The sequence below is a fragment of the Nostoc sp. genome (genome assembly GCF_036919615.1).
GTDB lineage: Bacteria > Cyanobacteriota > Cyanobacteriia > Cyanobacteriales > Nostocaceae > Nostoc.
In genome coordinates this window covers 1-12,298 of the sequence record NZ_JBALCN010000087.1, presented here as the reverse complement: position 1 = coordinate 12,298, position 12,298 = coordinate 1, and the positions used below count along the sequence as shown (strand labels likewise).

At 41.3% G+C, this 12,298-nt stretch carries 6 protein-coding genes and 3 pseudogenes; 6 read left to right on the top strand and 3 right to left on the bottom strand.

The annotated features are described in order from the left end of the window. Positions 1 to 79 precede the first annotated feature (79 nt). From V7K48_RS24070 to V7K48_RS24060, 3 genes and pseudogenes are all read left to right on the top strand, one after another. A complete protein-coding gene (locus tag V7K48_RS24070; protein ID WP_335076067.1) occupies positions 80 to 883 on the top strand; it encodes an SAM hydrolase/SAM-dependent halogenase family protein in 804 nt (267 codons plus the stop codon). 247 nt (positions 884 to 1,130) lie between these two features. Continuing rightward, positions 1,131 to 2,261 (top strand): annotated as a pseudogene (locus V7K48_RS24065) (alpha-L-fucosidase); the annotation flags it as partial. A 15-nt stretch (positions 2,262 to 2,276) separates the two neighbouring features. After that, entirely contained in the window at positions 2,277 to 2,576 is a 300-nt protein-coding gene (locus V7K48_RS24060; protein WP_335076088.1) for an alpha-L-fucosidase C-terminal domain-containing protein, read from the top strand. A gap of 314 nt (positions 2,577 to 2,890) precedes the next feature. On the opposite strand, the gene V7K48_RS24055 is transcribed toward V7K48_RS24060, so the two are convergent. Continuing rightward, positions 2,891 to 4,492: a peptide ligase PGM1-related protein gene (locus tag V7K48_RS24055; RefSeq protein ID WP_335076065.1), complete on the bottom strand. Its 1,602-nt coding sequence runs from the start codon at positions 4,490 to 4,492 to the stop codon at positions 2,891 to 2,893. Positions 4,493 to 5,194: 702 nt separating this feature from the next. Between V7K48_RS24055 and V7K48_RS24050 the strand changes: the two genes are divergently transcribed. Both V7K48_RS24050 and V7K48_RS24045 read left to right on the top strand, forming a co-directional pair. Then, positions 5,195 to 6,058 (top strand): SDR family oxidoreductase, encoded by an 864-nt coding sequence (locus V7K48_RS24050; protein WP_335076063.1) that lies wholly within the window; start codon positions 5,195 to 5,197, stop codon positions 6,056 to 6,058. A gap of 196 nt (positions 6,059 to 6,254) precedes the next feature. Beyond that, positions 6,255 to 6,512: a hypothetical protein gene (locus V7K48_RS24045; RefSeq protein WP_335076061.1), complete on the top strand. Its 258-nt coding sequence runs from the start codon at positions 6,255 to 6,257 to the stop codon at positions 6,510 to 6,512. 48 nt (positions 6,513 to 6,560) lie between these two features. Here V7K48_RS24045 and V7K48_RS35140 read toward each other — a convergent pair. Then, a pseudogene (locus V7K48_RS35140) lies at positions 6,561 to 6,737 on the bottom strand (magnesium transporter); the annotation flags it as partial. A gap of 562 nt (positions 6,738 to 7,299) precedes the next feature. After that, positions 7,300 to 7,503: pseudogene (locus V7K48_RS24035) on the bottom strand (magnesium transporter); the annotation flags it as partial. A 1,510-nt stretch (positions 7,504 to 9,013) separates the two neighbouring features. On the opposite strand from V7K48_RS24035, the gene V7K48_RS24030 reads away from it, so the two are divergent. Beyond that, a complete protein-coding gene (locus V7K48_RS24030) occupies positions 9,014 to 12,112 on the top strand; it encodes a PA14 domain-containing protein (protein ID WP_335076059.1) in 3,099 nt (1,032 codons plus the stop codon). Positions 12,113 to 12,298 lie beyond the last annotated feature (186 nt).

Here is a 12,298-nt window from a genome sequence, read left to right as displayed (position 1 = left end):
TATGTCTTGTATTCTTAACATAACACATATTTTGTAGCTGTTGTTACAGAAAAATATTTTTATATAATTTGACCAAAATATGTACAATAACCAGATAGGTCAACAACCACTCCTAACTTTACTGAGCGATTTTAGCGATCGCGATGTTTATGTAGGCATAATCAAGGGAGTCATCGCCCAAGTCAACCCCAGACTGACAGTGGTAGACTTAACGCACCAAATTCCGCCGCAAGACATCGCCGCAGCCAGGTTTAGCCTGATAAATGCTTATGCCTATTTCCCAGTTGGAACAGTGCATGTGGCAGTAGTAGATCCGGGTGTGGGAAGCAAGCGACGAGCGATCGCAGTCGAATTTGCTCAAGGGTTTCTGGTAGGCCCAGATAATGGTATATTCAGCGGGGTACTTAGTCAAAGTCCAGCGATCGCAGCCGTCGAACTCACAAATCTTAACTATTGGCGAACTTCTCAACCAAGCAAGACTTTTCACGGTAGAGATATCTTTGCACCAGTGGCAGCTAGTCTTGCTAGTGGTGTCTCCCTCAAACAGCTAGGACAAGAAATTGATCCAGCAAGTTTGGTAAAACTAGATATAGGCGAGTGCAAGCAGACAACCACTGGTGTAGTGGGTTGCATTCAATATATTGACCACTTTGGCAACTTAGTGAGTAACATTGCAGCGAGTTACGTACAAGGCAAAACTTGGTGTGTGCAAGCTGCTGGGTTGAGAATACCAGGCTGTGAAACTTACAGTGATGTCAACGTAGGAGAGATAATAGCTTTAGTTGGCAGTCACGGCTGGGTAGAAATTGCCATTAATAGCGGCAATGCTCATTCACAGTTACAGTTAGATTTGCAAGAAACGCTTCAACTTGTGCTAACTTAAATACCGCACTTCGTGAGTGTTGCATCAAGAGAAACATCAAAATTGCTAGTAGTGCGATTGAGTTGCTATAGTCGCCCTATTCCTTTTCCCTCAAAACATTAATTCCTCTTGTCATCTCAAAATGAGCGAACTGACAGTTCTAAATGTGATTTGCAATACATTCTCTATGGTGATATTTATAAGCACTTAATTGCTGCTGACTAGATACAGTTGTAAAATTATATATCCCTCAGTTAGGAGCATTCTGATGTTTAGACCTTTACTATTTATACTACTTATTACAGGATTCCTAAGTAGCTTTTTGAATCTGACAGCCTCTACTGCCTTTGCACAACAGATATATAAACCAACAAATGAGTCGCTATCAAAGCATGAAGTTCCAGAGTGGTTCAAAGATGCTAAACTTGGCATTTTCATTCACTAGGGTGTGTACTCTGTACCTGGTTGGGCACCACTGACTGGTGAACAAAACAAGGTAGTTGCAGAACGCGGTTGGGAATATTGGTTCCAGCACAACGCTTATGCTGAATGGTACTACAACTCCATGAAACTTGAGGGCAGTGACACCTATAAGTATCACCGTGCGACCTACGGTAAAAATTTCACCTATGACGACTTCATCCCCACCTTTAACGCAGCCATCACAAGGTGGAATCCATCCCAATGGGCAAAACTGTTTTCTCAAGTAGGTGCGCGGTACGTTGTGCTGACGACCAAACATCATGATGGCTTCCTGTTATGGCCTAGCAAAACCACAAACCAGTCAGGACGAGTGGCGGCGCGGGATATTGTGGGCGAACTGACACAAGCTGTTCGTAAACAAGGTATGCGTATGGGTCTGTACTACTCTGGCGGTATTGATTGGTCTAAACAAGATACAACGGTGACAGACTTTAACACCTTGATCGCAGCCATTATCCAAAAAAAAGCTTACGCTGAATATGCTAACGCTCACTGGCGCGAACTCATTGACCGCTATTAGCCATCTATCTTATGGAATGACCTTGGCTACCCTGTTGGTCAGGCGAACGGGATTATGGCTTACTTTTACAATCACGTACCTAACGGTGTCGTTAATGACCGCTTTGATTTAGGTGGGCAATTCGGTTTACACTTCGACTTCTCCACACCTGAATACAGTCAACTCAAAAAAATCGAACCAAAGAAATGGGAAAGCACAAGGGGTTTAGGTTACTCGTTTGGTTACAATCAGAATGATACCGACTTGAATATGATTTCAGTAGATGAACTGGTTGACTCATTCGTTGACATTGTTAGTAAAAACGGCAACTTACTGCTCAACATTGGCCCAAATGCCGATGGTTCAATCTCCAAACTGCAAACTGAACGGTTACTCGGCTTAGGTAAGTGGCTAGATGTAAATGGTGAAGCCATCTTTGGCTCGCGCTATTGGATACGTTCAGAAGATGTATCCACTCAAGGCATCCGAGTCCGCTACACCACAAACAAAGGTAATTTGTATGCTGTCTTGCTTAATACTCCCAAGAGTCAGACGCTGACAATCCCAGGGCTAATTCTGCCGAAAAATGCAAAGATTACAATGCTAAGGGTAAAAGGTAAACTTCAGTGGCAACAGTGCGGACAGAATTTATTTGTCACGCTACCGGATATGTCTGCGGTGAAAAAATCACCAGCCTACACGTTGAAAATCAGCCAGATACCTCTTTCCTGAAGCTAGGATAGTAATTCAACAAGATGTGGTCACGAAACATTCACCCTTGATTTCATTCTTCTTTTCCACATCCGGTAAAAAATTAGATAGATAGGGGCGTATATCTGTTATAGGTGTCAACTTAAGGCAAAAGCCTGTCTAAAACAAGCTTTTAAAGATTGTCTCCAGAAGAAGTCTCCGACTCTTAATGCCTAATCAGGAGCATTTCAAACCAGAGGCTGGAAACTAGGTTTACAAAGGGTTTGCGCTTAAGTTGACACCAATGTACATCTGTACGCCTCTACAGCCGATTTATGTGTTACAAACGACATTCCTTAACTATATTCATCCCAAACCACAGGAAAGGAATAATCTGATAAGTCGGAGAAATCCTGATTTTTGCTGCGGGTTTCTTCATCCAGAACTTTGACAACTTTGTTATAAATATCTTGTGCTTGTTGCGGGGAATCACCGATGCTGGTTAATCCCAACTTGCCAAACTGCGAAAGGCAACCCATAAGATGAAACACTGTGCCTGTCTCACTACCGCTGTCAAAGTGCAATCTGTGTTCAGCGATGATATCCATCAAATCATTGGGTAATAATCCCTGATAGCGCTCTTTTTGGAGATTATCAGTGGCAATGTAGTATTTTGGCCGACCTTGCTGACTATAAAATAAACCCGTGGAAAGGTCATAGCGACCGTTCGTTAATAATTTCAGGGTCATGAATGGATGAGTTGTGCCGCCTTTACGCAGGTTAATTTCGATCGCCTGAATATCCCACTCTTTATTACCCCTGTCAACGGCGATAAAATCTAATCCAAATCGCTCTAAAGTGCCTTTTTCTGCTAGCTTTTTGCCAACTTGTAGTCCCAATTGCTGTAATTGCAACCGATAGCTTTCATCAGCGGGAAAGCGACAACCAAGATAAATCTGACCATCTGGGCCTCCAAGAATTTGGTCGTGGGTTGAAAGGATTTCCACTTCGCCATTGGGTGTGATCCTTCCTTGGACACTGGGCGATCGCTTAATTTCCCCTTCCACAAATGCTTCGACGATTCCCCCTAATTCAGGAAGTCTTCCGGAAAAATTGTCCCAAGTCTCTTGTTTTGCTTGAAAGCGCATTGTTGAGAAGCGATCGCTAATTGCTGCTACCCTTTGGGCATGAGTCCCTTTATCGGGTGCTACATTCTCAATTGGTCTAAAATCTAGCAATGCATTCCCCTCTCCAGAAATGCCTTCGTTGAGTTTTACCACTACCCGTTTTAATGTCGGTTGGCGTTCCCACAAATCACTAGTAGCTTCTGCCAAATCTGTGTGGTTCCAAACTTTTTCGCTGCCATCTGGATACGGTACTCCACTTTCAGCAAAGATTTGCCGACTGCCACTTTTTGTCCCCCAAATCTGTAAATCTGGTGCAGGAGCATACAGTGGTACATCCAATTTTACAGACAATTCGCCTTCCCACTGCGAAGAGTTGTAGCAAATCATAAATGATTTGTCTAGCCTCAAAGCTTGCTGAATCCGCTCTAGCAGGCGGGGGCGTTCTAAAATCTTTTGGCTCAGAGGCTTAAGGGAGGAATCGTAAGCACAGAGTAGCAACAAGCGATTCCGAGCATGAGAAAAGGGAATTCCTGGCAACAGTTGCAAATAATAATCAATGATACTAGGATGCAGCGGTACTGATGTTACATAAACCAGCCGAGTCCGGGGATTTTGCAACCGAATTAAGGAAAATAGTAATCTTTCTTCATAATGTTCGCAGCCTTCGATCTTTTGGAGTTCGCGCTGGTCGATACTCAGGGAGGGAATAATTAAAATATCCGCTTCACTATTGTCAAATAGCTCGATCGTTTTCCAGCGATCGCGCAAGGTTAATTGTAAGTGGCGAAACTTTTCAACCTGCTCTAACTCAGAAATATTTGATGTTGCCATAACCCCTGCCCTTTAATGATCTCAATGTAGCGCACCACGCACACTTTTGGACGATTCGTCTGGAGTGTAGCCGCGACGTAAGGATTCAGATACTTTTGCAAAAAATTGAGTCTGCAAGAAGGCAGGTATGCAAATATCCACCTAAATTAATATTAACGATAGTAGATGGTATGATAGTTGGTATTTTTGCAACTCCAAAGGGCGAAAGTAGAAACCTATATTTTAATTTATCAAAATGGCACGATTCTTGAGCCACAAGAGATGATAATAAACTAATTTAGTAACATCTTATTTATTTAATTTCTATTCCGTCTTAAGTTTGAGCAAATTTCAGCTTACTTTACCTCTAGGGAGCGATAAACTACAGCAATATAATAGTTAACTTGAAAGCAGATGAAAAGGATAAATTCTTCATCACATGAGAGATGTATGATTACTTTTGGTGGTCAGGTGAATAGTGTGTGTCAAGTGTGAAGATAATTAATGTCAGCTGCATATAGTTACCAACAAGAAGTACGCTTGGCAAGCATCCAGGGTGTAAGCGTCTAAAATTCCAAATGGCTAGTGAGAGCAAAAGCAAAAAATAAACCTTGGATCGAAAATTCAACCCAAGGTTTACTTTTGGAATCAGGAAGAGGCAGAGAGTGCTTATTTAACAATGCCTAATGCCGAATTCAATATTCAATTACCAAGACAAAACCTATGGCTAAATCAAAAGAAAAAAAATTACAACCGCCACAGCAACAAGAAGCACCAGGTGTTGAATCAGAAATGACGCCAAAACCCAAAGCAGATGATGCCCAGTATCGGGGTAGTGGCAAGTTACAAGATAAAGTAGTATTGATTACGGGTGCAGATAGTGGTATTGGTCGTGCTGTAGCGATCGCATTTGCTAAAGAAGGTGCAGATGTGGCGATCCTTTACCTCAATGAACACGACGATGCCAAAGAAACAAAACATTTAGTAGAAAAACAAGGGTGTCGTGCAGTAACTATTGCAGGCGATATTGGCGATGAAACTTTTTGTCAGCAAGCTATACAACAAACAGTTGGTGAGTTTGGCAAACTTGATATTCTCATCAACAATGCCGCCGAACAACATCCTAAAGAAAGTATCGAGGAAATCACCAAAGAACAACTAGAGTGCACTTTCCGCACTAATATATTCTCAATGTTTTTCATGACTAAAGGTGCACTCAAGCATTTACAAACAGGCAGTTCTATCATCAATACCACATCGGTAACAGCTTATAAAGGTAGCTCACATCTACTAGATTATTCCTCCACCAAAGGTACGATCATTGCCTTTACTCGCTCTTTATCACAAAATTTGATGTCAAAAGGAATTCGTGTTAATGCTGTCGCCCCAGGGCCAATTTGGACACCTTTAATTACCTTAACTTTTCCCGAAGAGAAAGTTGAAACTTTTGGTAAACAAGTACCAATGCAACGAGCCGGACAACCAGAAGAAGTTGCCCCTAGCTACGTATTTTTAGCCTCTGATGATAGTTCTTATATGTCTGGACAAGTGTTACATGTCAATGGTGGAGATGTTGTCAATGGCTAAGTAAAATAGTTAGGAGTTATGAATTAGGAATTAGAAACGATATATTTTTAATTTATAACTCTTAACTTTTAACTTTTAACTCCTAACTCTAAACTTCTAACTCTACCCTAATTGTCTTCCATTGGAGGGATGAATTTATGGCAAAATATTGATAATCTATCCAACAGGAAACATTTCATAAAAAATAACTACGTCTATGGCATCTCCTACACCACTGCATGGCACGGAACTAGTAGATTGTGCTAGAGCAAATGCCAAGGAAGGAATTGAAACTGCTGCCTATCAATGTGGCTATGGTCAAGACCTCAACAAATTTGCACGAGAACTCAGACAAGCTTGTGAAGAAATGAATTTGCAAGTAAAAGAACTCAGTGGATTGATTACTGAACAAGACTTGATACTGCAATTGGGTACTGGCGAAATTGTTGCTCCAGATACGGAATCAGAATTGTAGAAGTGAGGAGTGAGGAGTGAGGAGTTTTGAATTAAAGAAATCTTTAACTTATAACTTTAAAATTACCCGCGCCAAATTAAAGTGAATTAAAACGTTTACTACATCAACTGCTGTGGTAATTAATGGCGCTGACATTAATGCCGGATCTAAACGAAGGTAGCGAAATAGAAACGGCAGTGCTGAACCGGAGATAGAAGCTAAAATAGAAATAGCTACTAGACTAGTACTGCTGCGCGGAAGTCACTCATTCACTCATTCAAAAGTATTATGGAATGGGCTTTTTAGCGATTTTAAATGGTTGCTCTATTACACTGTAGCGTACTAGTGCCTATAGTGATCGCTATTTCTAATTGTCCTTGCAGGAAATAAGCCATTAGAAGTAGCGATCGTACCTAACATTCCTCCCAATAATGCCCCAGCATAGACGCTTCTTCGGCTGGTCGTCAGACATCGCCTCGCGGTCGATTACCTGAAATGCTCCAAGCGATCAGATTTCATCGGTGTTTATGCCGCGAATCACCACTGTAGAAGATTGGGCATCCACATTACCACCAGTAAGTAGTCAGACAAAATTAATTACACATTGACGGTGCTGGTCTAGAGCACGACAACCCACCCTACATTTAAATTTCTTAACATAGCTTGAAATATTAGCGCCACTTATAGGACTTACGCACACTCTACGAATTCTCGGCGCTCTTGGCGACTTGGCGGTAGCCTGCGGCAAGCCACTACGTGTCTACGATAAATTAAGCCTTTTGGCGATTTTTGCGTAAGTCCTGACTTATTCATAAACCTCTATAGCCTCATCCTTGGAAAGCAAGCGAAAACCCAAAGTGTACATTGCTTTTGGCAAACCCTCAATCGCCTCGGCAATATCCGCAGGCTGCACAGATGAGAAAATAGCTTTTGCTCCCTGCAAGTCTCCTGCTTCTAGGAGAATTTGCAGCTGAGTCTGTACTAAATCTCGCAATTCCCTGCGTGATATCAAGTCCGGTTAATCACTTATGATTACCGCATTTGTGCAAAAATCGGAAAAGCCTCTTTCCCCCTGCCCCCTGCTCCCCTGCGGTCTAAATGATAAGTCTTTGACTGTACATGATATGAGACATTCTCAATGGTAGAGTTTAAATTGTTTGTCTCAGGCAAAGTCCACTCTCCTCAGCCAATTTAAACAAGGTTGCTGCCCCTAGTCCAAGGGAAAGTGGGAATGTGCAACGTCAAACTTGTAACTTTTCCGACTTTGAGTAAATTAATGAAATAGTAAGGGTTTCTGAGGCTAATAATTCCTTGCGTTCAGCGTCCCTTGGGCGTCTTGTTGGTGCAGCCCAAGGAACACAAGCTGTCGCGTAGCGATTCGCTGGATAGTCCACCTACAACAGAGTTACTCGAAAAATACGATAATCTCCTAACTCCAGCAGATTGTGTTTCCTAGCTGAAATGCGTGACTGGTGAGGCTTTTGCAAAACTTTTCGCTCCACTGACTTGCTTATTAGTACTATATCTCTGCTGGTTCTGATAACTAAAGATATGAACTGATAGTCAAAATGCAGCATAGATAAATATAGCAATCTGAATTGAAACGTAAGAAAATACGCAGATTAAAAGTACGTATTTATAGGCTTTTCAGAGATTTTCGTTCTCACAAATGATTTAGGATTGCTATAGTACTTTTTCAAATCTTTAAATATAAAGAAATTCTTTATGTAACTTTTATATAATTAATATATACATAAAGAAAAAACATGGGATCATCCTTTATGTTGATAATTTTTATTTAAAGATCATCAAAACTTTTATATTCCTTTAAAAAGGTATAGATGAATGTGAATATTTAAACAAAATTCTATAAACAAGATAGACATAACACTGTGATCTAGTGTCAAATGTGTAGTTGATTAATCCCAGAACAATACTTAAATAAAATATGTATGATTAAAACTTAATACTTAAATATGTATCAGCCCTGATTGGGCGTTGCTTCACTCAAATTTAATGCACCTGCATATCAGTGAGATTAGAAGCTCTCAATGATGGTAATTTATAATTTTTGATTAAATTCACAAAACTGAATTTACATGCATCAAAAACTTAGAAGTTTGTTGAAAGAAAACAAAGATTAATAAGGACTAACACGCCTTTCAAGTAATCTCTAGTATTTCTTTTCATACACATTTTTCTATACATCTGCTTTCAGAGAAGATATAGAAAGATATATCACGTCATGCTCTTTTATTTTTAGATTGATACAAATAGGTAGCACAGTCGTAAAGCTGATGATTGAAGGAGCATACATAAAAGAAATAATTTGTATCAACAGTTTAGTGAAAGAGGATGAGCATTAATAAATAAATATATTGATAGGCTAACAAAGATTAGCTGATCAATATGTTTAAACCTGGCATTATTACGTATTTTTGTTGAAAACATTAAACAGAAAACTAATCCTAAAGCATTGATTATGGCATTAGTTTTAGCTCTATTGTGAGGCATATATCTCAATGAATGCACCGACGAATCAACAGTTAACAGTAAATCCAACAACTCCTGTTCTATCATCTGGTCTAGATAATCAGCCACAACTCAGCAATCTTTCTGCTCGGTCTAGTGCCAGTGTGCTCTCTCAGGGAGATGGACTCAAAGCAGATTACTACGACAACATCGACTTCACCAACCTAAAGGTAAGTCGCATAGATCCGACGGTGAACTTTAACTGGGGTAGTGGTTCTCCAGATCCGTCGATCGGTGCAGATACCTTCTCAGCGCGTTGGACAGGTCAAGTAGAAGCCAAGTACAGCGAGACTTACAACTTCTACACAACTAGTGATGATGGTGTACGACTATGGGTGAATGGTCAACAAATCATTAATGACTTTCTCGATCACTCAGCCACAGAAGACAGTGGCTCAATTGCACTGGTTGCAGGTCAGAAGTACGATATTAAACTGGAGTACTACGAGAATGCCTACTCTGCCGTTTCTCAACTCTCTTGGTCAAGCTCCTCTCAGGTAAAGGAAATCATTCCTAAGTCCCAACTCTATAGTAATGTGACTCCTATTGGATTTGGGGGTGGTAGTGGTAGTGGTAATGGTAGTGGTAGTGGTAGTGGTAGTGGTAGTGGTACAGGACTCAAAGCAGATTACTACGACAACATCGACTTCACCAACCTGAAGGTAAGTCGCATAGATCCGACGGTGAACTTTAACTGGGGTAGTGGTTCTCCAGATCCGTCCATTGGTGCAGATACCTTTTCAGTGCGTTGGACAGGTCAAGTACAAGCCAAGTACAGCGAGACTTACAACTTCTACACCACTAGTGATGATGGTGTGCGACTGTCGGTGAATGGTCAACAAATCATCAATAAGTTTGTCGATCAATCTGCTACAGAATACAGTGGCTCAATCGCACTGGTTGCAGGTCAGAAGTACGATATTAAACTCGAGTACTACGATAATGCCTACTCTGCCGTTTCTCAACTCTCTTGGTCAAGCTCCTCTCAGGTAAAGGAAATCATTCCTCAGTCCCAACTATATTCACCAGTCCTTCCAACCACTATTACCTTGGGACAAGGTCCCACGACTGTGAACGAAGGCGATGGTAGTATTACCTTGAATGTGCTGCGAAGTGGTGATCTAAGCGGTACATCTTCAATTCTGTATGCCACTCAAAGTGGTACTGCAAAAGTAGGGGATGACTACGGCAATAATGGTGGAGAGGAAATCCAGGGGACACTCACCTTTGCACCAGGAGAAACTAGCAAACAGGTGAAAATTCCAATCATTGACGATAGCGTAATAGAAGGAGATGAAATCTTTAGTTTCCTCATTGATCAGCCACAAGGAGCAACACTAGGAGTCCAAAGAACTCTTGGAATTACGATTCAAGATAATGATAGTCAAAGTCTGAATTTCACTCAGCCACAAGTTAATGAAAATGCCGGTAATGCCACGGTGACAGTTACACGGGGTAAAGGTTTGGGAACTGCTAGTATAAATTATACAACCGTGGATGGAACTGCTAAAGCTGGCTCTGACTACCAGGCTGTATCTGGAATCTTGAACTTTGCACAAGGAGAAACCAGCAAGACAATTTCTATTTCTATTAAGGATGACACCATTCAGGAACCGGATGAAGCATTTACTTTGAAGTTTAGTAACGCAGTTGGGGTGCTACTGCCTAGTAACCCGGCAGCAACTATCACTATCATCGATAATGACTCGAATTTTAGTAAAAACACTGTGGTTTCTGGGTTAAATCAACCCACAGAGTTTGATTGGTCAGCTGACAATAAACTGATGTTCATTGCCCAAAAAGATGGGGTAGTGAAGGTGTTTGACACTGTCACCAACGCCTTACAAGCACAGCCATTTATCGATATTTCTTCACAAGTAAATGATGTGAGCGATCGCGGTTTGTTAGGCATGGCCGTACATCCAGATTTTGGCAAGAGTCCAAACGGCAACAACTACGTTTACCTGTTGTTTACCTACGATCCAGCAGAAACCAATCCAAACAATCCCAAGAACAATCCCAATAGCCTGTTGGACAATCCCGATCAGGGAGGTAATCGTGCTGGACGGCTAATTCGGGTGACAGCCGACCCCAACACTGGTTACAAAACTGCGATCGCTGGCAGTGAAGTGATACTACTAGGCAAAAATGACACTTGGAACAACATCAGCCATCCAGATTTTAACAGCACAGTGGTTGATATGACTGACGAAACAAAGAACTATGGACCATCAGGCATTGTAAATAAAACCACCGGCCAGCTGTTTGCCAATGTCCAGGATTATCTCAACGCGATCAAAAACAACAACATCACAAACGTCCAGGATTTTATCGCCACCGATAGTTCAACTCACTCCGTTGGTAGCGTGCGCTTTGGTAACGATGGTACTTTGTTTGTAAGCCTTGGTGATGCTACTTCCTACAACCGAGCAGACATCCGAGCACTTCGTGTCCAGGATCTCGATAATCTCTCTGGTAAGATCCTGCACATTGACGCCATTACTGGTCAAGGTTTATCAACTAATCCTTACTACAACGGTGACCCCAATAGTAATCGTTCTAAAGTCTATGACTTAGGTGTGCGTAACGCCTTTCGTATCGCCGTAAATCAACAAACCAATATTCCTTTTATCGGTAATGTGGGCTGGTATTCTTGGGAAGAGGTGGTTACTGGTGGACCAGGCAAAAACTTTGGCTGGCCATTCTATGAGGGTGGATATGATGCAAATGGCAATCTCGTCAGCCTCAAACAACCGGCTTATGCTCAACTAGATGCAGCCAATGCCTTCTACAACAGTGGTACAGTCGTTACACCACCAATTTACGCCTATGATCATTCAAGCGGTTCTACTTCGATCGGTGTAGGTGATTTTTACACGGGCGGTGGTTTTAACAATGCTTTGTTTATCTTCAATCCCAGTAAAGGAACTATCGATGCTTTAACATTGAACAGTCAGAACAAAGTTATCGCAACTACACAGTTTGCTTCTAATTTAGGGGTGCCTGTGGATGTTAGAGCTGGAGATGATGGCAAGCTATATTACGTAGACTTGGCATCAGGTGAGATTGATAGCTGGAGACCTGTTTAGAGACCAATAATCTGGGGATTGGGGAAGAGTTTTCCTAAATTAATCCCCAGTTCAACCTAATTCATAATTCATAATTACAGATAGATTTAGGACTTATACCAATTTTATATGAAGCTGCATATAATGGAGAAAAGAAACTCGATAAATTAAAATAGCCATGAGCCGCCCTTTTAAGATTGAAATCGC